Source organism: Vibrio sp. 1457 (assembly GCF_033340195.1).
In the GTDB taxonomy this organism is placed as follows: Bacteria; Pseudomonadota; Gammaproteobacteria; order Enterobacterales; family Vibrionaceae; genus Vibrio; species Vibrio alginolyticus.
Map to the genome: position 1 here is coordinate 24,836 of NZ_JAWOWA010000007.1, position 24,771 is coordinate 49,606.

Sequence of the window (24,771 nt, forward strand, 5' to 3'; positions counted from 1 at the left end):
CTATCGCTCAAACTAAAAAGTGTGAGGTGGGAGGGTTGGTATCGAGAATTTCAGCAATCACAGATAACCCGTGTTTGATGTAGCCTCGGTTTGTTTCTGCTCCCAAACTGATTCGCACGTAAGGCATTGGCTGATTAGTATCGAGAACAAACGGTTTGTATCCCGTGATCTGCACCCCTGAACGCTTAGCCGAAGCAACCAGGTCATCGCTATTCCACTGCTCGGGTAGTCTCAACCAAATATGCTGTCCATTCGGGTGCGAGCTATAAACATGCCCTTCTAAAGCGGCTTTTGCTATTCGCTGTCGCTTAGCAAACTCATTGACTTGAAAGCGAATAAGTCGATTTAACGTACCGTTTTCGATCCACAAATGAGCGACTTCAAATGGTAATGGAGTCGCAGACCAACTCGTAGCCGCTAAACGACCAATCGCGTGCTGCAGAAAATGACGTGGGACCGTCAGATAGCCAGTGCGCATGCCTGGCGCTACAACTTTGGTTAAACTGGTGACATAGAAAGCTTGTTCGGGTAACAATGTGGCAAGGAGTGGGACACGGTTAGGTTCTAGTGCTCCATACACGTCATCTTCAATGACATAGATGTCGTATTGCTGCGCAATATTCGCTATCGCCTCTCGGCGTGCAACATCCATATGCGCACTAGTCGGGTTAGCCATGCTCGGTGTGCAACACAATACCTTGATTGGTTTGTGTTTACATGCCCATTCAAATGCATCCGGCGTTATACCAAACTCATCCATTTCAAGTGGTTGCAACTTAAATCCAAGCATTCTCGAGCGAGAGATCAAGCCATGATCAACCAAGTGACCACAAGCAACTAAATCACCGTGTTCAACAACTGTGCTTAAAGCCAACGTTAAACCATGGCATGCACCATTTGTGAGTAATATTTGATCGGCACCCACATCCAGCCCTTGGCTACTTAGAAATCGTACTCCTGACTCAATATGATGAGGCTGACCTGTTACCGGCTTTGCTTTACTGATCAAACCACGATTGTTTGTTTGCCCAGCAATCTCCATTAACGCCTGATTAAAAAGCGTAATGTGGCGATCGGTCACCACTGGATGTGCAATCGACATATCAATTTCATCCGGCGTTTCTTTCATCTCTTGTGTCAGCATGAACTCCGTGTCCGTACTTTCATCCACAAAACCTGATTTGACAAAAGTACCATTCCCAACCCAAGACTCGATCGCCCCTTTTTTCTCTGCATAACCATATGCATGGCTCACCGTTTGTACGCTGACGCCAATTTGCTCTGCAAACTCACGATGTGTGGGTAATCGAGTTCCCGGTTTTAGATAACCACTGCGGACACATTCGACAAGATAGTTACCAATGGAGATGTATTTAGCGGTGCCTGGCCGAATGATCGGGTTCAAAGAAATTGTCATGACACAATATTTTAATTGATTCATTTTTAATGCTCATTGTAACTTCCATTTAACAAATGGCGAACTTTAACTCACAAAACGAGGTGAAATGCACAAAAATAAACCACAATTGTAATGATTGACATGAAATGTATGGGTTAAACAAACATGTTAAACAGCATCGTTCAATCCAAATACAACCCCAGAGGTAAATTGCAATCATTTTTAACGCAGATCTGGCTAGCTGGTAGAAGGTAGAAATACCTCAGCGTCTCCGAAGGCCCATAAGGCGTCGGATTTCTAACAAGGAGAAAATATGAGAGGCGTTGCTTTGCATTTTACACTGGATGAGTTCCAGGATCGGTTAACGAAAGTTCGGCAATCGATGGAAGAAAGAGAATTGGATGTCCTTATCATTCATGACCCTTCTAACATGGCGTGGCTGACAGGCTATGATGGGTGGTCTTTTTACGTGCCACAATGTGTCGTTGTTGGTCCATCTGATGAGCCAGTTTGGTTTGGACGCTGCCAAGATGCCAACGGAGCATACAGGACTGCGTATATGTCGGCAGAAAACATCACCTACTATCCAGACCATTATGTAATGAATCCGCCGCTACACCCGATGGATTTCCTGGTCGAAGCCGTACTGGCTCCGCGCCTTTGGGATCGTGGTCGCATCGGTGTAGAAAAAGATAACTATTACTTTAGCGCCACCGCTTACGAATCACTCACTACGCACCTACCGAATGCTCAACTTCTCGATGCAACTGGACTAGTCAACTGGTGCCGCGCCGTTAAATCCGATCAAGAACTGGCGTACATGTACCGTGCCGCTCGCATTGTTGAAAATATGCACCGTGTCGCGTTCGACATGATTGAACCAGGATTACCGAAACACCACCTTGTTGCCGAGATTAACCGCCAAGCCGTGCTCGGGCATGAAGACCACTTTGGCGATTACACCGCGATTGTGCCGCTTTTGCCATCAGGTTCTGATGCTTCCGCACCTCACCTGACTTGGGATGACAGACCCTTCAAGAAAGGCGAAGGGACGTTTTTTGAAATCGCAGGGGCGCACCGCCGTTACCATTGCCCACTCTCACGCACTATTTTTCTTGGCGAGCCTGACGACAAGTTCAAACGAGCCGACGAAGCCCTAACTTTAGGACTTGAAGCAGGCCTAAAAGTGGCAAAGCCCGGAAATACCTGCGCCGACATCGCCAATGCACTAAACCAGGTTCTCGATAAAGCGGGATTCTCACGCGAAGGCGCCCGTTGTGGCTATCCAATAGGTTTGAGCTACCCGCCAGATTGGGGGGAACGAACCATGAGTTTGCGAGACACCGATAAAACCATCTTGAGAGAAGGCATGACATTCCATTTTATGCCGGGGCTGTGGTTCAAAGATTGGGGGTTAGAAACAACGGAAAGTATCGTCATTACCCATGATGGAGCAAAAACGCTGTGTGACTTTCCACGCCACTTATTTGTTAAACACTAATTTTTCAAACCTCAAGCTCTGTTGAGCTAGATCTGAGAACTAAAAGGACTTGATATGCAAAAAAGCTCGATCACAGCCACCATAGACTTTGACCGAGAAGGTGTACAGCACGGCTTTTTAACGCTGCCCTATTCACATGACGACTCCGCTTGGGGCAGTATTATGATACCTATCACCGTGATCAAAAATGGTCACGGACCAACCGCACTGCTTACTGGCGGTAATCACGGAGACGAATACGAAGGCATCACCAGCCTGCTAAAATTGACGAACTCGCTTCAGGCAGATCAAATCCAAGGTCGTGTCATTATTGTACCCATGATGAACTTACCTGCGGTACAAAATGCCTCACGTACGTCGTTTATCGATAAAGGGAATTTAAATCGCAGCTTTCCCGGCAACCCCATAGGCACAGTGACCGAGAAAATTGCGGATTATTTTACTCGTTACCTAGTTCCTAAGTGCGATTTTGCGTTAGACATTCACTCAGGTGGTAAAACGTTAGATATCGTGCCGTTCGCCGCTGCCCATCGTCTCGACAATCTCGATCAAGAAGAAGCCTGCATATTAGGTGCAAAACTGTTTGGCGCACCTTACACCATGATCTTGCTCGAAATGGACGCCACCAGCCTGTATGACACTGCCGTGGAGTCTCAGGGAAAAATCTTTGTTACCACCGAACTAAGAGGAGGCGGAACCAGCACTCCAGAAACCATCGCTTGTTCCGACCGTGGCATTCGCAACTTCTTGCGCTTCTCAGGCAACTTGCCCGGTGACTACGAACAACCAACCCAACCAACTAAGTTATTAGATATGCCTGATGCAAGTTGTTATGTGCAAAGCCAGCACCACGGCATCACAGAATACTTATTTGATCTTGGCGATACCGTCAAAAAGGGAGATGTATTAGTGAGAATCTTCTCGACCGAGCGCACAGGTACCGCCCCCGTTGAGTACAAGTCACAGCGCAATGGTATTTTCGCGGCACGTCGTTTTCCTGCTATGGTGAATATCGGTGACACTATCGCAGTTATAGCCGAAGACTGCGGCGAGATAGGCTGATTGAAAAGCCAACTAAAGAAATCAAAACAAATGGCATACCAGAAGCAAACTGGAAAGCACCTTATAACAGCGACCAGTCATCAGCCTTTATGAAATGATTAGTATTCAACAGGGAGACTCATAATGCGCCTCGATCGCTACGACGTAAAAATTCTACAAATACTTCATGATAATGGTCGTATCACCAAATCTCACCTTGCCGAGGCCATCAACCTATCCGTGAGCCCTTGCTGGGAGCGCGTCAAAAAACTGGAAGAAGCAGGCATCATTGAAGGTTACGGAGCAAAAGTAAATACCGATATTTTGTTCAAACGAACGTCGGTTATGGTTGAAGTTACGCTCAAAGAACACAACGCCCAAGCGTTCAAACGCTTCGAGCAACTGGTTCAACATTCACCAGAAGTCACTGATTGCTATGCCACGGGCGGTGGTATCGATTACATCCTTAAAATTCAGTCAGAAGATATCGACCAATATCAGCGGCTTATCGACAACTGGTTAGACTCGGATGTGGGCATTGAGCGCTACTTTACTTACATTGTGACAAAAACAATCAAACGTGATGCGGGCACATTCGAAGTAAACCAAAACGCTTTGTTATAAAAGGGAAAATGCGTATCAGGCGTGAACAGAAAAAACACCATATTTAACTGCACTAAAAAGAAAGTTCTGACGTTTTAAACCTCGGTATCAGAAATTATTTCGGTCACTTCTCCATTACAGTTTCATTATGGACAACGATGCTGGGAGAAGGACTCATGGCAGCACTGCACAGCTTACACACTGAAGAATTAAAAGCCTCACACGACATGATGGCGATAATGAAAGACGTACGTTTGGTGAGAGGTTTAGCGTACGTGAATGGCAAATGGGTAAGTGGTGATCAATTTCATCCGGTGGATAATCCAGCAGATGGCACGGTCATCGGTTACATCACTAAGCTATCTCAGCAACAACTCTATCAAGCGATTGATGAAGCCGACCAAGCCTTTCGTCAATGGCGAAAAATGCAAGCAGAAGAGCGCGCTGAAATTCTCATGCGTTGGCACGACCTGATTCTAGAATCAAAGCAAGACCTTGCTCATTTGATGGTGATGGAGCAAGGAAAAACACTAGGTGATGCTGTAGGTGAGATTGACTACGGCGCATCCTTTGTTCGTTGGTTTGCCGAAGAAGCACGCCGCTGTTATGGCGAAACCATCCCAAGTCATATTCCGAATGCGCAGCTATCAACGGTGCGCGAGCCAATTGGTGTCGCAGCACTGATTACGCCATGGAACTTTCCTAATGCCATGATCACACGCAAAGCCGCTGCCGCACTAGCAATAGGCTGTCCGGTGCTCATTAAGCCCGCCAGTGAAACGCCTTTTTCTGCATTAGCGTTGGCAGAGTTAGCAGACCGAGCTGGCTTTCCACCTGGTGTCTTTAACGTGATCACTGGCGATGCGGTGATGGTGTCACAAGCCTTGTGTCACTCCGATAAAGTCAAAGCGCTCTCGTTCACAGGCTCAACTCGAGTAGGCAAACTATTGCTACGCGACGCGGCACAAACCGTGAAGAAGTGCAGTATGGAGCTCGGTGGTAACGCCCCTTTCATCGTGCTGCCAGATATGGATGTCGAGCAAGCAGCCAAAGCCGCCGTGGATGCGAAGTTTCAAACCGCAGGACAAGACTGCTTGGCCGCAAACCGTATTTTCGTCCCTGACGATAAGTACGAAGCGTTTTTGGAAGCGTTTGCCAAAGAAATGAGCCACATCGTTTTGGGCAATGGCTTAGACGAAAAAACCACCATGGGACCGCTTATTAATCGCACTGCGGTGGATAAAGCGCATGATTTGGTGCGTGACGCGCTCGACAAAGGCGCGCGATTGGTAGCGGGATACCACCAGCCCGTACCAGGCGAAAACTTCTTCGCGCCGACATTGCTAGCCGATGTAACCCCTGAAATGGCGGTGTATCGCGAAGAGAATTTTTGTCCTGTGGCAGGCGTATTGCCTTACCAAGACTTAGATACCGTGATTGAAATGAGCAACGACACTGAGTACGGCTTAGCTGCCTATGTTTATGGTCACGATATTCACCAAATTTGGCACTGCATGCGCGGTTTGGAGTTTGGCATGGTGAGCGTGAACTCCGTCAAAATGACAGGGCACCCTATCCCATTCGGCGGCGTGAAACAGTCTGGTCTTGGACGAGAAGGAAGCCGTCACGGATTTGAAGAATACAGCGAAATCAAATACTGCTGCTTAGGCGCTTTACCAACCGTCAGTGGCAGTTGAGACACGAAATATGGATATCCAATTATTCGAGGAGAAGGATCATGAGTAACAAAACCCAACAACTTTTAGAGATCGATCGTCAGAGAGTATTTCATGCCTCAACCCACCTGAAGCAGTATGCGGCCGGGGAGCTTCCGGGAAGAATTATCTCGAGCGGAAGCGGAATACGCATCACCGATTCAGAAGGCATCGAGCTGATAGACGGCTTTGCCGGGTTGTATTGTGTGAACATTGGCTATGGCAGGACTGAAATGGCCGATGCGATTTATGAACAAGCCAAAGAACTGGCGTACTACCACACTTACGTCGGCCATACGAACGAAGCGCTCGTGACACTGTCAGATCGCATCATCAAAATGGCGCCTGAAGGCATGAGCAAAGTTTACTACGGCATGTCAGGCAGCGACGCGAACGAAACTCAACTTAAGTTGGTGTGGTATTACAACAATGCTCGTGGTCTACCAGAGAAGAAAAAAATCATTTCGCGTGACCGCGGCTACCATGGTTCAAGTATCGCGTCCGGTTCACTGACAGGTTTACCGTTGTTCCACGCCCATTTTGATTTACCACTTGAGCGTATCAAACACACCATCGCGCCATATTATTATCGCCGTGAAGACGAGAGTATGTCTGAGCTTGAATTCTCTCAATATTGCGCAGATCAACTCGAAGCGATGATCTTGGAAGAAGGCCCAGAAACGGTAGCAGCAATGATTGCGGAACCAGTGCTCGGTACTGGCGGTATTGTGCCACCACCAGCAGGGTACTGGCAGGCGATTCGCAAAGTACTCGACAAATACGATGTGCTCTTGATTGCGGATGAAGTGGTGTGTGGCTTTGGTCGCCTCGGCTCCGATTTTGGCTCACTCCACTACGACATGAAACCAGATCTCATCACGGTAGCGAAAGGGTTAACCTCAGCGTATCAACCGCTGTCTGGCGTGATCGTCGGTGAACGAGTTTGGAGTGTGCTAGAAAACGGCACCGACCAATGGGGCGCTATCGGACACGGTTATACCTACTCTGGTCACCCAATGGGGGCGGCAGCCGCGAACTGCAACCTCGATATCATTGAACGTGAAGGCTTAGTGCAAAACGCGGCCGAAGTCGGCGCTTACTTGCAGCAACGTATGGCGGAGACGTTTAACGATCATCCATTAGTCGGTGATACTCGTGGCGTTGGCTTGTTGCATGCGTTGGAGTTTTCTTCAGACAAGCTCCGCAGAGCACACTTTGATCCAAACTTGAAAGTAGGCCCGCAAATCGCGGCAGCCTGTTTAGAGCAAGGCTTAATCGCTCGCGCCATGCCACATGGTGACATCCTCGGTTTTGCTCCACCGCTTATCGCGAACCGTAACGATATAGACACCATTGTCGACAAAGCGCATCAAGCGGTAAACAAAGTGATGGATAACCTCGTCACATCTAAACAGTGGCAGCCATAACCCACCTAGATTTCAGTAATGCTCGCGGGCTTTGGAGAAGGCCCGCTTTGCACTTTCCATTAAAGAGACAACAAGCCAACCAAACATTTTAGACCCATAGAAAGCACTATTATTTACTACAAGTGGCAATAGTGGGTAAAATGCCCAAAATTGCGCACTAACTGGATGAAACATGGCAAAACTTACCCTTCAAGAACAAATGCTGAAAGCTGGCTTAGTTAATGAAAAGAAACTAAAGAAAGCGAAGAAAGGCTCAAAAAAATCACGCGTTCAAGCACGCGAAGTAAAAGCGGCGGTTGAAGAGAATAAACGCCAACAGTTAGAGCGTGATAAACAATTGAGCGAGCAACAAAATGCTGAGCGATTAAATAAAGAGATCAAAGCGCAGATCAATCAATTGATTGAGATGAACAAGATCGACTTAAAAGATGGCGACATCAAATACAACTTCACTCACGGTACGCTAGTGAAATCACTTTATGTAGATTCACTTATCCGCGAGCAGTTGATCAAAGGTATTTTGGCAATCGCAATTGTTGGTGAAAGCTATGTTGTCATTCCACGTGGAGTAGCGAATAAAATTGCTCAACGTGATGAGTCCGTCATCATCGAACAGAAAGAAGCAGAATCTGACATTCCAGCAGAAGACGATCCATACGCAGATTTCGTCGTGCCTGACGATTTGATGTGGTAACAATAAATAATCGATGCATCAACGAAAAGAGCCGCTGATGTAACATCAGCGGCTCTTTTTATAGAAAAATAATCTACAGAGATGATGTGTTGTTATTGCTTACTTAGTAGCAAATTCGCACCTGATGCTGCTAAAAACAACGAACATCCGCGATTGAAACGTTTCGCCATTTTTGGATTTGAAAACCAGTGTCTCAAGTACAAACCAAAGATGGCATAGATTGAAATGGCGACCATTTCTAATATCAAAAACGTGGAGCCAAGGGCAAAAAACTGCTCTTGAACGTTGGCATTGGCATCAACAAATTGCGGCAAGAATGCAGTAAAAATAAGTATCGCTTTCGGGTTGCCAGCAGCAAGCGTAAATTCTTGCTTCGCAAGTCCTGCGTAATTGCGCGAATTGTCCAAGTCAGAGATCGGGCTGGACTCTGAACGCCAAAGGTTGAACGCAATCCACAGTAGATACAGCGCCCCTACCAGCTTTATTGCCAAAAATAGCATTTCTGACGTATACAAAATCACAGCCAGACCTGATGCAGACAACGCAATCATCGCTGAAAAAGCAGCAATTCTGCCTAAACTGGCCGTAAACGCGGCCCTAAAGCCGTAACAACGAGCATTATTCATTGCCAATAAATTGTTTGGGCCTGGAGCCATATTTAGAGCAAAGCAAGCAGGGATAAAAAGGAGAAGCTGCCAAATATCCATAATAAAATGGTCTTAGTGAGTGATTTTGATCGGTACCCTAACATCTGTTAATAAAGTGAGTAAACCACAAACCGATCTTAAAGCAACTCAGCATCAAATCGTGCCGTGCGAGCTTGAACTAACGTGCAGTTCGTTTCAGCCATCAGCTCCGCTAAGGTGATGTTTGGGTTTTGTCTCACCAAACGTATCAACTTCACGTCCAAAGGTTCCAATTTGTCTTGGTGAGCAAGTAGAGCTTGTTCGATCTTGTTGATCGCAAATCGCATCGTCTCTGCTTCTTCGTTTTTGAGATGCCCTAAAAACGCTTTTACATCCAAAGCCTCGCCTGAGATTTGCCAATGACGAGATCGTCTAATTCGCTTAAGATCGCACTGTTTTTCTGCTGCGAGTGTTTTCGCTCGCTTGGCATGGTCGCCCCCAATACGGTGAATCAAGGATGGGAGCGAAATCGTAATCTTCGTCTCTTTCATGGCCTTTTCTTTCATCGCCTTAGCCCTCAACCACCGACACATTCTCGCCAACCCAAGCCAACAACTGTTTTGCCGCTTTGGATAACACCTGATTTTGACGCACGATGTAGCCGAAATCAGTGTTTGGAAAACTTGGCAAAGGCGTAACTTCTCGAGAAAGCTTTAATCTCGGATCGAGCGAAAAATCCGGCACAATAGCAGTCCCAAACCCCGCTTCCGCCCAGTCGATTTGTGCTTCCACACTGCCCACTTCCATCACGCGATGCTTAGGCAGATTTAGTTCAGGTAAAGACGCATCAATCAGCTCTCGGGTTCGAGTATCGTGCCCTAGCAGGATCAGCGTCTGGCTCTCTTTTCGATTGTCTTGCCACTCAAAAATGTTATCGCCAAACGCACACCAGTGAATTTGCGTGAGAGGCGTAAAATGCAGCGGTTGACTCTCTTTTTGTGCGATAACAAAGCCGATATCGGCACGCGCACTTTTCACCAAATCCACCGCTTGAGAAGATGTGGTATTGAACAATGCCAAGTCGATCCCCGGATATTCACTTTTGAATTGCTGAAATGGTTTGATAAGCAGTAAACGTGAAACAATATCGCTCGCCGCAATAGAAAGCGTCCCCTGCGTAAGATCGTTGATGGCATTGAGATCCGACTGACAAATTTGCAGCTCATTAAGCATCCGCTGCGCCGTAGCTAACAAACGCTTCCCCGCTTGCGTCAACTGCACGGGATTTCGCTCAATCAATTTCGTGCGCGTGGCTTGCTCCAACTGCTTGATATGCAAACTTACGTTCGGCTGCGTCATGTGCAGTTCCGTCGCTGTTTTACCAAAGTGTTTTACCTCTGCAAGAGTTACGAAGGTTCGCAGCCAGTTCAAATCTAACATTGCCAATTCCGATATGAAATTCTTATCAAGTTAATGAGTATAATTAATTTCTCTTATTATGGCGAACACCTTAAGATTTTTGCATCTGTTTTTGGAGATTAAATTATGTCGTCTATCGTTGTTGTGGGTGCAAACTGGGGTGATGAAGGCAAAGGCCGCATCGTTGACTTTTTGGCAGAGCAAGCTTCTGCGAGCATTCGTTTCCAAGGTGGTAACAACGCGGGTCACACCGTGGTTAACGATCTAGGTACGTTTAAGCTGCACCAGCTACCAAGTGGCGTATTCAACCCAGACTGTTTGGCAGTGTTAGGTCCGGGTATGGTTATCAGCCCTGCGTTGCTGTCTCAGGAGATTGCGGAAGTTGAAGAAGCGGGCGTAAAAGTGAATATGTGCATCTCTGATCGCGCAACACTGTGTCTACCTCTACACGCACTAGAAGATACGCTAGAAGAACAACGTTTAGGCGACAAAGCATACGGTTCAACTCGTCAAGGTATTGCACCTGCGTACGGTGACCGCGTAATGAAGAAAGGCATCCTAGTTGGTTGGTTAAAGCAACCAGAAGTATTGGTTGAGCGCCTTCAATTCATGATGGATTGGAAACTGCCGCAACTGCGTGCACTTTACCCGACGTTCGAGTTTGAACAAACCGCTGAAGAACTGGCGAACTGGCTGCTAGAAGTCTCTGCACCTTGGCGCAATTCAATTTGCAACGTAACGCTTCCTCTAAAAGAACTACAAGCGAAAGACAAAACTCTATTGTTCGAAGCGCAGCTTGGCGCGGGTCGTGACCTTGTTTACGGTGAGTACCCTTGGACAACATCTTCTAACGTTGTATCAATGTACGCGGGTATCGGTAGTGGCCTTCCGGCACTTCGTCCTGAACGCGTTATTGCGGTTGCAAAAGCCTTCAGCTCATCAGTGGGTACTGGTACGTTGATCACTGCAATGGAAGAGCAAGACGCTTTCCGCGAACTTGCTGGCGAGTTCGGTGCAACTACGGGTCGTCCACGCGACATGGGCTACTTCGACGCAGTCGCTACGAAAAATGGCGTTGAACTGCAAGCCGCAACTGAAATTGCACTAACGAAAGTAGACTGTTTGACTGGCCTTAACGATCTGAAAATCTGTGTTGGCTACGAAGGCGACCACAGCGAAAACCCAATCTGGCCTCAAACTGCCTCTCTTGCGCCAATCTACGAGAAGATGGAAAGCTGGAGCGAGGACATCACAGGTTGTCGTAAGTTTGAAGAGCTTCCAGTAGCAGCACAGAAATACGTTCTACGCATTGAGGAACTCATGGGCGTACCAGTAAAAATGGTGTCTGTGGGTCCTGGTCGTGAACAAATGATTATGCGATAAGATGTGAATTAACACATCATTGGCAAGCGGCTTTTATCTGTTCCGGGGTAAAGCCGCTTTTTTTTACACTGTAAACTTTGAAAAATTGCACGGCTAAATTCATGTTTAGTAACCTCATCACGAGACTCCTACCTCCTTTATTTATAAATCAATAAATTATAGGGCTTAACACGTTGTGCACGTTACTAGCACATCTCACTTGTTAAAGAAGCACGTCAATTAGGTTAACTGGTTGATTTGATATTCTTTAAGTGATTAGTTGATCACGATCTTCATCTGCAATTTGTTGAACTAGTACTCAAAAAATCTAACCCGCTGTTTTTAGGATAGATGAGTTCCCCAACATCCAACCTAACAGCAGGTGATTCCCATGACGAAAAATCTTTTCCGCCTCAGTACGATAACCCTTGGTTTGTGCCTTAGTTCTTTGTCTTTCGCGCAATCCGATCTTCCGAACATTAAAATTCTTGCCACTGGCGGCACCATTGCAGGCGCAGGTCAATCTGCAACCGAGTCAAACTACACAGCAGGTAAAGTCGGCGTTGAATCATTGATTTCTGCGGTGCCGAGTATGACCAAGATTGCCGATATTTCTGGAGAGCAAGTGGTCAGTATCGGTTCACAAGATATGAATGATGAAGTGTGGCTAAAATTATCGAAAAGAGTTAATGAGCTACTCGCTCAAGATGATGTTGACGGCATCGTCATTACTCATGGTACGGATACGTTAGAGGAAACCGCTTACTTCCTTGATCTGACCGTCAAGAGCACAAAGCCTGTCGTGATCGTTGGTGCAATGCGTCCTTCCACCGCAATGAGTGCTGATGGACCAGTCAACTTATACAATGCAGTCGTAACAGCCACCGATGAAGATTCAGAAGGACGTGGCGTGCTAGTCGCAATGAATGACACGATTTTCGATGCGCGAGATGTGACAAAAACCAATACAACCTCCGTCAGCACTTTCCAGTCACCCAACTTTGGTGCTATCGGCTACATTCATAATAGCGATGCCAAATATCAACGAAGCCCAGAGCGTAAACATACGACAGAAACCCCATTCGATGTATCAAAGCTTACTAAGTTGCCTAAGGTCGGTATTGTTTATAACTATGCAAATGCCTCCAATTTGCCAGTGAAAGCCTTTGTGGATGCGAAGTTTGACGGCATCGTAAGTGCTGGTGTCGGTAATGGTAACTTGTACCACACTGTGTTTGATGAGCTAGAGAAAGCGAGTAAAGATGGCGTTGTTGTTGTAAGAAGCTCCCGAACGCCTAGCGGCTCAACGACTTTGGATGCTGAAATTGATGACGACAAATATGGCTTTGTTGCCGCAGGTACATTGAACCCACAAAAAGCACGTATCTTACTGATGCTGTCACTGACTCAGACGAAAAACTATCAAGACATCCAAAAGATGTTCCAATACTATTAATTCTGTCTAAGGCTCATTCGATAGAGGAGGTACACACCTTACCTCCTCTTACACATAGCGACATGAGCGTCTCTTGTTAGCCAAACAAGCGACGCTTCATTCCTGCTTTTTCCAGAATACGCGTAGTAATTTCCTCAACAGACAGAGAGGACGTATTGATATATGGGATCGCCTCTCTTCTAAACAACGCCTCAACAGTGTCTAGCTCCAGCTTGCACTGCTCTGTGCTAGCGTAATCACTTCCAGACAAACGATTTTCACGGATTTCAGTCAAGCGCTCGGGATCGATAGTCAGCCCAAACAACTTATGACGATGGATCTCAAACTCAGGCAACAAACGCATCATCTTCACATCTTCCGCAATGAACGGATAGTTCACAACACGTAAACCAAATTGCATCGCCATGTACAAGCTAGTCGGCGTTTTTCCGCTGCGCGATACTCCCAGCAGGATAATATCGGCTTGTTCCAACCCTTTTAGCGTGATGCCATCATCATGCGCCAATGTGTATTCAATAGCCGCAATACGGTCAAAATAGGTATCGGAATCTTTCCCCACACTGCGAGAACGCTGCAACTTAGGCTTTGGTGCCATCTGAATGTCGTCTTGCACTTTCTGCACAATACTCTCCAACACATCGTAACTGTATGCCGGCGCTTCAAGCAGCATTTCACGTACTTCTGGAACGACAATTGAGAAAAAGACCAGAGGTTTGACGCCATTGCGCTGGTAGGAAGTTTCAATTTCTTTGACTACGTCAGTAGCTTTGTCCTGGCTTTCTACAAACGGAAAGGTTTTTTCGTTAGGAATGAACGGAAATTGACCGAGAACAACATGCCCTAATGTCTCACATGTTATCGCCGTACCGTCAGAAACATAGAACACATCACGACTTTGGTTATTTATTTGCATTTCTGTTTAATTTTTCAAAATCTTTTGAGTAGGATGGTACACATAATATTAATAAATCAGTTTGGCTTTCAGTTAGGTTCACCACAGCTTTAAAAATTCTTTTGAATTTTTTTCAGCCAGAACGTAATCGTTTGCCTTTGATATCAATCTGAATGAAGCAATGTATGGTCAACGTGTAATAACAGCCAACATGCGATTGTTTAGATCGATTTAAGTCCCCCTACTAAGCTGCAATGTTTCTGGAGAAAGACATGCAAAAGAACACCCTCTGGTTCAATGGCCTATCCATGGATGATGTCGACAAAGTCGGCGGTAAGAATGCTTCACTTGGCGAAATGGTATCTAACCTAGCAAACGCAGGCGTTTCTGTACCAAATGGTTTTGCGACAACCTCATACGCGTTTAACCAATTCCTTGACCACGAAGGTTTGGATGAGCGTATTCACCAATTACTCGATGAACTAGACGTTGAAGATGTAGAAGCTCTGCGTAAGACAGGTGCAAACATTCGTCAATGGGTATTAGAGGCCCCTTTCCCTGCGGACCTTGAACAAGAAATTCGTGAAAATTACCAAGAACTGATCGAAGGCAATCCTGAGCTTTCAGTCGCAGTTCGTTCATCTGCTACGGCAGAAGACCTACCTGATGCTTCTTTTGCTGGTCAGCAAGAAACGTTTTTGAACGTGAAAGGCATCGACGCAGTACTAGAAGCAACTAAGCACGTTTACGCTTCTCTATTTAACGACCGTGCGATTTCTTACCGCGTTCACCAAGGGTTCGACCACCGTGGCATCTCGCTATCTGCGGGTATCCAACGTATGGTGCGTTCAGATAAAGCCTCGTCGGGTGTTATGTTTACACTAGACACTGAATCGGGTTTCGACCAAGTTGTCTTCATCACCTCTTCATGGGGTCTAGGCGAGATGGTCGTTCAAGGTGCAGTAAACCCTGACGAGTTCTACGTTCACAAGCCAATGCTTGAAGCAGGCGAACACCCAATCGTTAAGAAAACATTTGGTTCTAAGTTGATCAAAATGATCTACTCAGATAACCAAGAAATCGGCAAACAAGTTGATATCGTTGATACTTCTGATGAAGAGCGCAACACGTTCTCATTGAACGACGACGAGATCAAAGAGCTCGCAAAACAAGCAATGATCATCGAAAAGCACTATCAGCGTCCAATGGACATTGAATGGGCAAAAGATGGCATTGATGGCAAGCTGTACATTGTTCAAGCGCGTCCTGAAACCGTATGTTCACAAACGGAACAAAACGTGATTGAGCGCTACGAGCTACAAAACAAAGCGGATGTTTTAGTTGAAGGTCGTGCAATCGGTCAGCGCATCGGTAAAGGCGTGGTTCGCTTGGTTGACTCTCTGGACCAAATGTCTTTAGTCCAAGAAGGTGACGTGCTAGTTACAGACATGACTGACCCAGATTGGGAACCAGTGATGAAAAAAGCATCTGCAATCGTAACCAACCGTGGTGGCCGTACTTGCCACGCAGCCATCATCGCTCGTGAGCTTGGTATTCCTGCAATCGTTGGCTGTGGCGATGCGACAAGCAAGTTAACCGATGGTGCAACCGTGACCGTATCTTGTTCTGAAGGTGAAACGGGCTACGTTTACCAAGGTGAACTTGAATTTGATGTAAAACGCTCTTCTGTTGATGAACTGCCACTGCTACCAACAAAAGTGATGATGAACGTGGGTAACCCTGATCGTGCGTTTGACTTCGCACAAATTCCAAATGAAGGTGTTGGTCTTGCTCGTCTTGAATTCATCATCAATAAGATGATTGGTATCCACCCGAAAGCATTACTTAACTTTGATGCACAAAGCGATGAGCTAAAAGCAGAAATCACTCAGCGTATTCGTGGTTACAAAGATCCTATCGATTTCTACGTAAGCAAACTGACAGAAGGTATCGCAACCATTGCTGCGGCATTTTGGCCGAAACGCGTTATTGTTCGTATGTCTGACTTTAAGTCTAACGAATACAGCAACTTGGTTGGCGGTAAAGCATACGAACCGCATGAAGAAAACCCAATGCTTGGCTTCCGTGGCGCGTCTCGTTACATTTCTCCAGTGTTTGAAGACTGCTTCGAGCTAGAAACTCAAGCAATCAAACGCGTTCGTAACGAAATGGGTCTGAAAAACGTTGAAATCATGATCCCATTTGTTCGTACACCAAGCGAAGCAGCATCAGTGATTGATTTGCTAGCGAAGTTTGATCTGCGCCGTGGCGATCAGGGTCTTAAAGTCATCATGATGTGCGAACTGCCATCCAACGCGGTCCTTGCCGATGAGTTCTTAAAGTACTTTGATGGCTTCTCGATTGGCTCAAACGACATGACTCAGCTAACGCTTGGTCTTGACCGTGACTCTGGCGATGTCGCACATCTATTTGATGAGCGCAACCCAGCGGTTAAGGTGATGCTTCAGATGGCGATTGATGCGGCAACAAAAGCAGGCAAATACGTTGGTATTTGTGGTCAAGGCCCATCAGACCACGACGACTTAGCGGAATGGCTAATGGATCAAGGTATTAGCTCTGTATCACTAAACCCAGATACGGTTATCGATACTTGGTTAAAACTCGGTAAAGTTAGCAGCAAGTAACACACGATAAACTCTAGCCCTCACACTCCACTTGTGAGGGCTTTGTTATTCACACGTCATTTCACAATCAGTTCGTGATTCCTCTCTCAAGTTCGTCATTTAGTCAATTTCATTATCAAAGTCTGATGACCTAAAATGAATGGTATATCGATAACTCCAGAGAGAATTTGATGAAAAAGCCTATCGCACTCCTTACTACATTGATGCTCCTGGCATCCCCTGCTTATGCCGATTGGGATGAAATTTCCAATAAAATGTCTGAGCTTGGCGACGCAGTTTCTGATACTGCACAAGATGCTTGGGACGACACCAAAGCGTTTTCAAAACAAGCGTGGCAAGATTTCACGAATTGGTCCGAGGAAGCGATCAATACCGCAGGCGAATGGACAGAAGCCAGCATCGAGAAGAGCAAAGAATGGATAGATGCTGCCGACAAAAAAATTGATGAGCTGATGGAAGGCGATACGCCAGAAGAAGCTCGCCAAGCCGTGGACTTAATGGCAGATAGCGCTTTGCTCAAGTTATTTAATGAAAAGCCGGAGGCAAAAGCTATTTACGACAACGCGTACGGCTACGCGGTCTTTGATTCTCGTAAATTATCTTTGCTGTTTCACACCAACTCAGGGTCAGGAGTCGCAGTGAATAAGGAAACAGAAGAACGCACTTATATGAATATGTTTGGTTTGGGCGTTGCACTTGGGGCTGGCGGCAAATTTTACCAACAAGTGGTTCTGTTTGAGAGCAAAGAAGATTTTGATACGTTCGTCAACGAAGGATGGGAGGCCACAAGTGAAGCCTCTGCTGTTGCGGGCGAAGATTCAGAGCAACTTTCAAAACAATTTAACAGCGGCGTCGCCGTCTATCAGTTGAACGCTAAAGGTTTACTCATCGATGCTAACGTGTCTGGTTCTAAATATTGGGTTAACGAAGAGCTCACTAACTCGCAGTAATGCATAGCAACTAATCGCTTAAATAAAACCGTTGTTATGCACCCTTATCAATAAGTTAACGTGGATATGATTCCTCAAAACTGAGCACTTACGCAACTTTCTCTATGGAAGTCACCAGAAGATGGCGACTTCCCTTTCTCGTTGGATTGCTTTTGGTTATGCTTGCGCAAAACCACCTGCAATTCGGTATCCCATGCCTGACAATAACTTTAATAATCTGCTAGCAGAAGCAATTTCTGCTCTTAACACGCCTAACTTTACTCCTAAACTTATGCGTGTCATTCGCACTCTTTTTCATTTTGATTGCGCAGTTATTTTAGGTTACCGAGAAGGTAAACATCCTATTTATCTCTACGACTCAATTGAGAACGAGCGAGAGTTACTTTTTCAACGCTACCTTACTGACTCATTTCAAAATGACCCTTTTTTTCTCAAACTAAACGAGACAAAGCAACAAGGCGTATTTACGCTCAAAGACGTGGCGCGTAAAGGCGTTGACTTCACCTCATACTGCGAGCAGTTCTATCATCAAACAGGGTGGAAAGACGAGCTTAGCATGCTAGTCGAAGTTGAATCTGGCCGTTGGGTCATGCTGTACTTCGGATATATGACTGATGGAAAATACTTTTCTCAGCAACAAATCAATAAGCTAAAGCCCTATTTCCCGATAATTCAGTCGCTTTGTCAGCAGCATTGGAAACAAACGGAATTTACCTTTTCTGAGCCTGCTTTTGCACAGAGTGCTTATTCTGGCAGTATGCGATTAGCCATTGAGCAAGCTTTAGCAACGTTTGGCGTAGAATCACTCACCCGTCGCGAACAAGAGGTGGCTTCGCTTCTCGCTCAAGGGTTTGACACCAAAGAAATTGCCGCGCGGTTACACTTAGTTCAAGGCACGGTCAAAAATCATCGAAAGCGAATTTACTCGCAATTAAATGTGTCTTCATTGAGTGAGTTATTCCAGCTTTTCCTCAATCACCTCATTCTCCATTCAAGATAAAAACTGTCCCTTAAGGGATATATCGAGAAAAGGTGTCGCGTTTTAGTCTAAATGTAACAACCACTAAGACAGACAAAAAGAATGACGACACCATTACTGCAAGATTTACAAGATCGTGGCTTGATTGCACAAGCCAGCGATTTGGAAGAAATTCAGACACTTCTCTCACAGCCACAAACCGTTTACTGCGGCTTCGATCCTACAGCTGGCAGCTTGCATATCGGCCACCTCGTGCCTTTGATTATGCTTAAGCGCTTTCAAGATGCCGGACACCAAGCTGTTGCCTTGATTGGCGGTGCAACGGGCATGATTGGCGACCCAAGCTTTAAAGCGACTGAGCGCAGTCTGAACTCAGAGGAAATCGTCTCAGGCTGGGTTAACGATCTTTCTAATCAAATTCAGCAGTTGATGAACCACCAACTGACCAAGCCGATGATCATGGTGAACAACGCTGACTGGATGAAAGTGATCAATGTGATCGACTTCTTCCGCGATGTGGGTAAGCACTTCTCGATCAATACTATGGTCAACCGAGAATCGGTAAAACAACGCCTGCAACGACCTGACCAAGGTATCTCCTTCACCGAATTTAGCTACGCCCTACTGCAATCGTACGATTTTGCCGAGCTAAACCGTCGATACGGTTGCCGTTTGCAAATCGGTGGCAATGACCAATGGGGAAACATCGTCAGCGGGATCGATTTAACTCGCCGTCAAAATGGTGAGCAAGTATTTGGCTTAACTCTGCCGCTGATCACCAAATCCGATGGTACCAAATTTGGCAAAACCGAAGGCGGTGCAGTATGGCTAGATCCTAGCAAGACCTCTCCTTACGCGTTCTACCAGTTCTGGCTTGGCGCAGAAGACGCCGACGTTTACCACTTCCTGCGTTACTACACGTTCTTGAGCTGCGAAGAAATTGCCAGCATTGAAGCGCAAGACCAAGCAAGCCAAGGTAAGCCACAAGCACAACGTATCCTCGCTGAGGAAATGACGCGATTTGTTCATGGCGAAGAAGGCCTAGCTAGCGCCGAGCGCATCACTCAAGCTTTATTCAGCGGTAATGTGCAACAACTGAGTTTGGGTGAATTAAAACAGTTGGAGTTGGATGGTTTACCAAGCATTCAGAGCACACAACAAGATTTGGTTGAGCTGTTGATTGAGTCGGGCTTAGCAAGTTCGAAGCGTGTTGCACGCGAACACATCAGCAACAACGCCATCAGTGTAAACGGTGAAAAAGTGGGGGCTGATAACCCGAGTTTAAGCTTCCCACTGTTTGATCAATATTGGTTACTGCAACGCGGTAAAAAGCACTTCTGCCTCGTAAAGCGTGCCGCGTAGCAACACTCGCAGTACAAAGCCTATAAAAAATTCCCCTCACCACTTTCGTGATGAGGGGAATCCAAATTTGAACGATTTTAAGCCTAACAATAGGCAAAGACGTTGCTTATTGCGTTCTTAAACGTTGCCAGTACTTTTCGTAAATCGCTAACGTTTCTGCGCCAACATCATTAATAAACTCGCCTTTTTTCATGTCTTCTGATGAAGGGAAAATAGTACGGTTATTTTTCAACTCTTCTGGCAATTTGTCACGCCCAGCGTTCGTTGCCGACGCATAACCCAAACTGGTCACGATTTCCGCTTGGTTCTCTGATTGGTACATAAAGTTAATAAATTTATGCGCCAATGCTTTGTTTTTACTGCCAGACGGAATAGTGAAGTTGTCCATCCATAATACCGCGCCCTCTTCCGGCATCACGAACTTCAGCTCAGGCATTTCAACCTGTCCTTGGAATGCGTTGCCGTTCCATTGCATGCCGACCGATGTTTCACCGGACACGTAAGGGACTTGCGGCGCATCTGAGTTGTACAGTAATACGTTGTTTTTCAGCGCGACTAGAGAATCAAAAGCCTGCTCGATTTCAGCTTCGTCTTTTGTGTTCACGCTATGGCCATTTTTCTTCAGCGCCATACCGAACACGTCGCGGACGTCATCAATCAACATAACTTGTTGTTCGTATTGAGACTCCCATAAGTCAGCCCATTTTGTCACTGGTTGCTCAACCATGGATTCGTTGTAGCTGATCCCTGTAATGCCCCAAATATAAGGCAGCGAGTAATCATTTTTCGGATCGTGCGCTTGGCCAAGTAAGCCGTCCATTGTGTCTTGCATGTTTGGCACTTGAGCGTGATCTATTTTCGAAAGCAGTCCTTCTCGACCCATTTTTTCAATGAAGTACGCAGAAGCAAAAACCACATCGTAACCAGAACCTTTTAGCAATTTTAGCTTGGTGTACATTGATTCATTATTCTCAAAGGTCGAATAATTAATCGTAACGCCTTCTTGTTTTTCAAACGCTTTTAACGATGCTTCCGGCAAATAGCCACCCCATGCATAAACGTTCAACGTTTTGCTATCTGCATGAGCAAACATGCTGAGCACAAGAGCACTCAGCCCCAATCCTTTGATGATTAATTTCATGGTATGCAATCCAACCAGTCCAGCGACGCGCTGGGATTCGGGTGCATAATTAGGTAATTGTTACCCAATTGAAAGAAAATTTAATTAATCTTTAACAGCAAAAATATTTATCGAATTTATAAAATTAACGCATGTTTTTAATAGCGACTGTGCATACCAAAATGATGAGACATTCCATCTTCCATTCGGCCGCCTTTCCAGCCACCAGAGCCGAGTAAATTAAGCACATCTTGAGCGGTATAGTCGGCACCAGAAAAGAAATCATGCGCCACGTCTGAGCGTATTGCTTGCAACTCTGGTTGGTTTTCCAAATCAAGATGTTGCGGATCCGCATATAATGCCAACGCAATTTTTTGTTGGCACGCGCTTAACTCGCTGGTGCTCGTCTTTACCTGACCAACCGAAAAGTACTCACGACTGCCGTATCCCACCACCAATCTGGTACTCATTAGTTTAATCACTTTCTTAATGCGGCGACGTTGTATAAATCTCAACATGTTTTGTTATTCCTGTATTAAGTTGGCTATGGTCGTATTCTTTTGTTCGAATTAAAACACTCTGTTTTATCCGCGAAATTTCTCTAGCGCTTTTCGCGATGATCGGTTGTATAATACGATCCTGAAATATTTTGTTACGTTACCTCGGTAACCCCTGAGACTGCAACATGAACAACAGCAGATGGGTCGGCTTTATAGGCGGCACGATTGTCTTACTTAGTACCTTTATCCTCTTCGGATCTTCCTTCCACGCTGCTTGGTACCGAATCCCTGCGGAAGCCATTCATGGTATCGCCTTCACTTTGGCTTTTGGTTTAGGGTTAAACAGCCTGCTGGCGTACGCGACGGCAGTGATTACTCTTGCTGCACTATTCTACATTGGCTTTGTCGTTAGCTATCGGGTCCATCAGAAGCTTAAATAAACTTCTGTCTCAACCTGAGCTTAATAACGGATACTTGGTAACTAAAAAGGGAGCAAACGCTCCCTTTTTAGTTATCAGCATATAGATGTTCTATGCCCGCTTTAATCATTAAGGTGGCATACCCTCAACGACTGCTGCATACCTGAAACATCATCACCTAAATACTCAACCGTCATTGGAACCTTGGCCAACAGAGTAAAACTAGAGTCACTGAACCTTCCATCAGCGTCACTCTCCAAATGAACAAAAAACGCAGGCTTATCCGCAATCAATGTAATTCGCCTCCCTTCAATAGAGACACCTATATTGGCTTTCGCTATCGGCAAGGTTTTTAGCTCATGAGTACTAAACCATGTGTTGCTTATTCTGTCTTCACCGATTTGCGCTTCAACATAGAAGAAGCCTGACGTAAGTTCGTCCTTCTCGATCGATTCATCCAATTGCCACAAAATCGTATTGCTGTCTGCTATGACTGTTTGTTCTAAGCTCCAACATTGCTTTTCTTCCCCTTGCCAATCTACCCACTTGAGCAATGCGTTGACGCTTGCGGACTCTTTGGCATCATTGAGCAAATGTAGGCTCAACTCGCCTGTATGCTCGGAAAATACCAAATACTGCGGCGCAAAAAAGCGTTTTGCATGGTAGTGCAACTGCTTCCATCGACCACTGTATTCCAAACTAGACCAAGAACTGACAGGCCAATTGTCGTTGAGTTGCCAGTACAGCATGCCGCGACAAACTGGAGAAATGGCACGCCAATGATCGCATGCAGTTTTGATCGCGATTGCCTGCTGAACTTGACTTAAATACAGCATGCTCTCAAATCCAGAGGGAAAACGAAAATAGCGCGTGAACATCTCTGTGATAATACTATTACCACGAGGGTTCTTCTGATGTTGTTCGAAAGCTGGGGATGTAATATTCCAGTCTTGCTCAGGGACAAACCGCTTAACTTCAGCAAAAGATGGCCAAGATTGAAAACCAAACTCAGAGCAAAAACGAGGATTCACGTCAAGGTAGGCACTGAATGATTTTCCTGAATGCCAAACGTCCCAAAAGTGCATATCGCCTTTACTATCATCATGCCACGCATCACCGAAATCCAGTTCACCATTACATGGGGAACTTGGCCAGAAACGGCGAGTGCTATCTTGCTCGGTAATCTCCTTCTCAATCATGCGGTTGAGGCGATCGTAGTTAACCGTGTATTTGACTTTACTGCGCTTAGATTCGTCATACCAACCAATAGCTCCAATCACTTCATTGTCACCACACCAAAGTGCGATTGATGGGTGCTCCTTGAGCCTCGGGATTTGGAATCTAAGTTCTTCTTCTACCTCTTTTAAAAACTCGTCGTTTGATGGGTACAACGAGCAGGCGAACATCATGTCTTGCCACACCAACAAGCCAAGTTCATCACAAAGGTTATAAAAGATTTCACTCTCGTACTGACCACCGCCCCATACGCGAATCATGTTCATGTTGGCGTCAACCGCACTTTGCAAAAGGTTGCGATAACGTGTTTCGCACTCTCGCCCCGGCATTGCGTCAATAGGGATCCAGTTGGCACCTTTAGCATTAATCGGTACGCCATTGACGATAAATTCCATTGCAGAGCCGTGCTCATCAGCTTGATTATTTAGAGTTAGCTGACGCAAACCAATGTTGTGCGTTAACTTTTGCTCTCTGCAAGAAATGGTAATGGGATAGAGATACGCTTCGCCATAACCCGATGGCCACCAGCGTTGAGGCTCCAAAATGTGGAACTGGCAATGATAGTGACCACTTCCTTTTGTTTGAATACATTGACGCTCACCATTAAATTCAACCATCATTTCATGGCGTTGACTGTCCGTTTCCACTTCAACTACTACATCAAGAAACACACTCCCATCGGCTTGCCATTGCTGCTCTGTCGAGAAGCCTTTGAGCCAAAGCTCATTCACAATGTCGATTTGAATGGGGTCGTAAATACCCGATACCATCAAGCAAATGCCCCAGTCCCATCCGGAATGGCATTGTGTTTTGCGGATCAAGTTCATGTGTGGAATTTGGTTGTTGCCCATTGCCGATGGGATAGGAAATGGCAGTTTTTTTGCTCTTGCGATACCTTCTAAATCCACCCGAGCAAACTCAACCCGAATCGTGTTAGTACCTTGCTTTAAATGCGGTTTAATATCCACACGTTGCTGGGTAAACATGTTGCTGCAAGTTAGTGCTAACTCACCATTAACATAGAAGGTTGCCAAGGTATCGACACGAGTTAGCGTCATCCAAATTTGCTTGGCAGACAACGTAAACGCGTCGACGTCAAACTCACGTGAGATATGCCACTCACACTCTTCAATCCATCGAACTTTGTTTTCATTATCGGCAAAATAAGGATCTGGAATCTGCTCTGCTTGTAAAAGCGCCGACACATTATCGCCCGGAATAAACATTGGAATTTCAAGATTGGGACGCTGTGGCGAGGTAAGCATCCACTGCCCGTTAAGTTCGAAGTGAGCCATCGAGTTAAACCTTAGCTTGGGAAAAACATGTTTTCTCAATGTAATCCTGACAATCCCATGCAAAAATAAGGGAAATGTTAATTACATACGAAATGCGGTGCATTTCACGTAAAAACTCTTTCTTTTGATC

The 24,771-nt window shown here is 45.8% G+C and carries 21 protein-coding genes; 13 read left to right on the forward strand and 8 right to left on the reverse strand.

Annotated features, from left to right (window positions below):
• Positions 1-7 precede the first annotated feature (7 nt).
• Positions 8-1,441, reverse strand: coding sequence for a PLP-dependent aminotransferase family protein (locus tag R7Z41_RS09270; protein WP_158159468.1), 1,434 nt, complete (start codon positions 1,439-1,441; stop codon positions 8-10).
• Between the two features lie 271 nt (positions 1,442-1,712).
• Between R7Z41_RS09270 and doeA the strand changes: the two genes are divergently transcribed.
• The 6 genes from doeA to R7Z41_RS09300 all read left to right on the forward strand — a co-directional run bounded on the left by doeA (position 1,713) and on the right by R7Z41_RS09300 (position 8,380).
• Positions 1,713-2,900 carry an ectoine hydrolase DoeA gene (gene doeA / locus R7Z41_RS09275; RefSeq protein ID WP_005373780.1) on the forward strand — a complete coding sequence of 396 codons (1,188 nt, stop codon included), beginning with the start codon at positions 1,713-1,715 and terminating at the stop codon, positions 2,898-2,900.
• A 54-nt stretch (positions 2,901-2,954) separates the two neighbouring features.
• A complete protein-coding gene (gene doeB / locus R7Z41_RS09280; RefSeq protein ID WP_017819818.1) occupies positions 2,955-3,962 on the forward strand; it encodes a N(2)-acetyl-L-2,4-diaminobutanoate deacetylase DoeB in 1,008 nt (335 codons plus the stop codon).
• Positions 3,963-4,085: 123 nt separating this feature from the next.
• Entirely contained in the window at positions 4,086-4,565 is a 480-nt protein-coding gene (locus tag R7Z41_RS09285; RefSeq protein ID WP_005387046.1) for an Lrp/AsnC family transcriptional regulator, read from the forward strand.
• A gap of 155 nt (positions 4,566-4,720) precedes the next feature.
• Positions 4,721-6,241 carry an NAD-dependent succinate-semialdehyde dehydrogenase gene (locus tag R7Z41_RS09290; RefSeq protein ID WP_054702559.1) on the forward strand — a complete coding sequence of 507 codons (1,521 nt, stop codon included), beginning with the start codon at positions 4,721-4,723 and terminating at the stop codon, positions 6,239-6,241.
• A 41-nt stretch (positions 6,242-6,282) separates the two neighbouring features.
• On the forward strand, positions 6,283-7,686 hold the full coding sequence (locus R7Z41_RS09295; protein ID WP_017819816.1) for an aspartate aminotransferase family protein: 1,404 nt from the start codon (positions 6,283-6,285) through the stop codon (positions 7,684-7,686).
• 172 nt (positions 7,687-7,858) lie between these two features.
• Complete coding sequence (locus R7Z41_RS09300; RefSeq protein ID WP_053307193.1) at positions 7,859-8,380, forward strand: DUF2058 domain-containing protein; 522 nt, start codon at positions 7,859-7,861, stop codon at positions 8,378-8,380.
• A 92-nt stretch (positions 8,381-8,472) separates the two neighbouring features.
• Here R7Z41_RS09300 and R7Z41_RS09305 read toward each other — a convergent pair whose 3' ends face one another.
• From R7Z41_RS09305 to R7Z41_RS09315, 3 genes are all read right to left on the reverse strand, one after another.
• Positions 8,473-9,087, reverse strand: coding sequence for a LysE family translocator (locus tag R7Z41_RS09305; RefSeq protein ID WP_017633575.1), 615 nt, complete (start codon positions 9,085-9,087; stop codon positions 8,473-8,475).
• Between the two features lie 77 nt (positions 9,088-9,164).
• Positions 9,165-9,557 (reverse strand): ribosome recycling factor family protein, encoded by a 393-nt coding sequence (locus tag R7Z41_RS09310; RefSeq protein WP_225477503.1) that lies wholly within the window; start codon positions 9,555-9,557, stop codon positions 9,165-9,167.
• 19 nt (positions 9,558-9,576) lie between these two features.
• Positions 9,577-10,446, reverse strand: coding sequence for a LysR family transcriptional regulator (locus R7Z41_RS09315; protein WP_005373812.1), 870 nt, complete (start codon positions 10,444-10,446; stop codon positions 9,577-9,579).
• Between the two features lie 105 nt (positions 10,447-10,551).
• On the opposite strand from R7Z41_RS09315, the gene R7Z41_RS09320 reads away from it, so the two are divergent.
• Entirely contained in the window at positions 10,552-11,808 is a 1,257-nt protein-coding gene (locus tag R7Z41_RS09320; protein ID WP_054574549.1) for an adenylosuccinate synthase, read from the forward strand.
• A 370-nt stretch (positions 11,809-12,178) separates the two neighbouring features.
• Positions 12,179-13,243, forward strand: coding sequence for an L-asparaginase 2 (gene ansB, locus R7Z41_RS09325; protein WP_225477505.1), 1,065 nt, complete (start codon positions 12,179-12,181; stop codon positions 13,241-13,243).
• A gap of 76 nt (positions 13,244-13,319) precedes the next feature.
• On the opposite strand, the gene R7Z41_RS09330 is transcribed toward ansB, so the two are convergent.
• Positions 13,320-14,156 (reverse strand): pyruvate, water dikinase regulatory protein, encoded by an 837-nt coding sequence (locus R7Z41_RS09330; RefSeq protein WP_005373820.1) that lies wholly within the window; start codon positions 14,154-14,156, stop codon positions 13,320-13,322.
• A 251-nt stretch (positions 14,157-14,407) separates the two neighbouring features.
• Here R7Z41_RS09330 and ppsA point away from each other — a divergent pair, with 251 nt between their 5' ends.
• The 4 genes from ppsA (at position 14,408) to tyrS (ending at position 20,071) form a co-directional block, all read left to right on the forward strand.
• On the forward strand, positions 14,408-16,780 hold the full coding sequence (gene ppsA, locus R7Z41_RS09335; protein WP_005373822.1) for a phosphoenolpyruvate synthase: 2,373 nt from the start codon (positions 14,408-14,410) through the stop codon (positions 16,778-16,780).
• 170 nt (positions 16,781-16,950) lie between these two features.
• Positions 16,951-17,730 carry a hypothetical protein gene (locus R7Z41_RS09340; protein WP_005373824.1) on the forward strand — a complete coding sequence of 260 codons (780 nt, stop codon included), beginning with the start codon at positions 16,951-16,953 and terminating at the stop codon, positions 17,728-17,730.
• Between the two features lie 193 nt (positions 17,731-17,923).
• Positions 17,924-18,730, forward strand: coding sequence for a response regulator transcription factor (locus R7Z41_RS09345; RefSeq protein WP_206970464.1), 807 nt, complete (start codon positions 17,924-17,926; stop codon positions 18,728-18,730).
• A gap of 81 nt (positions 18,731-18,811) precedes the next feature.
• Positions 18,812-20,071 carry a tyrosine--tRNA ligase gene (gene tyrS / locus R7Z41_RS09350; protein ID WP_206970382.1) on the forward strand — a complete coding sequence of 420 codons (1,260 nt, stop codon included), beginning with the start codon at positions 18,812-18,814 and terminating at the stop codon, positions 20,069-20,071.
• Positions 20,072-20,177: 106 nt separating this feature from the next.
• Here the strand turns inward: tyrS and R7Z41_RS09355 are convergent, their stop codons facing one another.
• Positions 20,178-21,212, reverse strand: coding sequence for a PotD/PotF family extracellular solute-binding protein (locus R7Z41_RS09355; RefSeq protein WP_047102765.1), 1,035 nt, complete (start codon positions 21,210-21,212; stop codon positions 20,178-20,180).
• 137 nt (positions 21,213-21,349) lie between these two features.
• The gene (locus R7Z41_RS09360; protein ID WP_054577718.1) at positions 21,350-21,709 is read right to left on the reverse strand and encodes a DUF6559 family protein; all 360 of its coding nucleotides are present in this window, start codon (positions 21,707-21,709) and stop codon (positions 21,350-21,352) included.
• A 167-nt stretch (positions 21,710-21,876) separates the two neighbouring features.
• Here R7Z41_RS09360 and R7Z41_RS09365 point away from each other — a divergent pair, with 167 nt between their 5' ends.
• Positions 21,877-22,131 (forward strand): hypothetical protein, encoded by a 255-nt coding sequence (locus R7Z41_RS09365; protein ID WP_206970384.1) that lies wholly within the window; start codon positions 21,877-21,879, stop codon positions 22,129-22,131.
• Between the two features lie 101 nt (positions 22,132-22,232).
• Here the strand turns inward: R7Z41_RS09365 and R7Z41_RS09370 are convergent, their stop codons facing one another.
• Positions 22,233-24,641, reverse strand: coding sequence for a beta-mannosidase (locus R7Z41_RS09370; RefSeq protein WP_225477507.1), 2,409 nt, complete (start codon positions 24,639-24,641; stop codon positions 22,233-22,235).
• Positions 24,642-24,771: the final 130 nt, after the last annotated feature.

Bases quoted from the DNA above. Each gene is read 5' to 3' on its own strand.
- R7Z41_RS09355 (WP_047102765.1), bottom strand. From the start codon at position 21,212: ATGAAATTAATCATCAAAGGATTGGGGCTGAGTGCTCTTGTGCTCAGC.
- R7Z41_RS09370 (WP_225477507.1), bottom strand. From the start codon at position 24,641: ATGGCTCACTTCGAACTTAACGGGCAGTGGATGCTTACCTCGCCACAG.
- doeB (WP_017819818.1), top strand. From the start codon at position 2,955: ATGCAAAAAAGCTCGATCACAGCCACCATAGACTTTGACCGAGAAGGT.
- R7Z41_RS09295 (WP_017819816.1), top strand. From the start codon at position 6,283: ATGAGTAACAAAACCCAACAACTTTTAGAGATCGATCGTCAGAGAGTA.
- tyrS (WP_206970382.1), top strand. From the start codon at position 18,812: ATGACGACACCATTACTGCAAGATTTACAAGATCGTGGCTTGATTGCA.
- R7Z41_RS09340 (WP_005373824.1), top strand. From the start codon at position 16,951: ATGAAAAAGCCTATCGCACTCCTTACTACATTGATGCTCCTGGCATCC.
- R7Z41_RS09365 (WP_206970384.1), top strand. From the start codon at position 21,877: ATGAACAACAGCAGATGGGTCGGCTTTATAGGCGGCACGATTGTCTTA.
- R7Z41_RS09320 (WP_054574549.1), top strand. From the start codon at position 10,552: ATGTCGTCTATCGTTGTTGTGGGTGCAAACTGGGGTGATGAAGGCAAA.
- R7Z41_RS09270 (WP_158159468.1), bottom strand. From the start codon at position 1,441: ATGAATCAATTAAAATATTGTGTCATGACAATTTCTTTGAACCCGATC.
- R7Z41_RS09330 (WP_005373820.1), bottom strand. From the start codon at position 14,156: ATGCAAATAAATAACCAAAGTCGTGATGTGTTCTATGTTTCTGACGGT.
- R7Z41_RS09300 (WP_053307193.1), top strand. From the start codon at position 7,859: ATGGCAAAACTTACCCTTCAAGAACAAATGCTGAAAGCTGGCTTAGTT.
- ansB (WP_225477505.1), top strand. From the start codon at position 12,179: ATGACGAAAAATCTTTTCCGCCTCAGTACGATAACCCTTGGTTTGTGC.
- R7Z41_RS09345 (WP_206970464.1), top strand. From the start codon at position 17,924: ATGCCTGACAATAACTTTAATAATCTGCTAGCAGAAGCAATTTCTGCT.
- R7Z41_RS09310 (WP_225477503.1), bottom strand. From the start codon at position 9,557: ATGAAAGAGACGAAGATTACGATTTCGCTCCCATCCTTGATTCACCGT.
- R7Z41_RS09315 (WP_005373812.1), bottom strand. From the start codon at position 10,446: ATGTTAGATTTGAACTGGCTGCGAACCTTCGTAACTCTTGCAGAGGTA.
- R7Z41_RS09285 (WP_005387046.1), top strand. From the start codon at position 4,086: ATGCGCCTCGATCGCTACGACGTAAAAATTCTACAAATACTTCATGAT.
- ppsA (WP_005373822.1), top strand. From the start codon at position 14,408: ATGCAAAAGAACACCCTCTGGTTCAATGGCCTATCCATGGATGATGTC.
- R7Z41_RS09290 (WP_054702559.1), top strand. From the start codon at position 4,721: ATGGCAGCACTGCACAGCTTACACACTGAAGAATTAAAAGCCTCACAC.
- doeA (WP_005373780.1), top strand. From the start codon at position 1,713: ATGAGAGGCGTTGCTTTGCATTTTACACTGGATGAGTTCCAGGATCGG.
- R7Z41_RS09360 (WP_054577718.1), bottom strand. From the start codon at position 21,709: ATGTTGAGATTTATACAACGTCGCCGCATTAAGAAAGTGATTAAACTA.
- R7Z41_RS09305 (WP_017633575.1), bottom strand. From the start codon at position 9,087: ATGGATATTTGGCAGCTTCTCCTTTTTATCCCTGCTTGCTTTGCTCTA.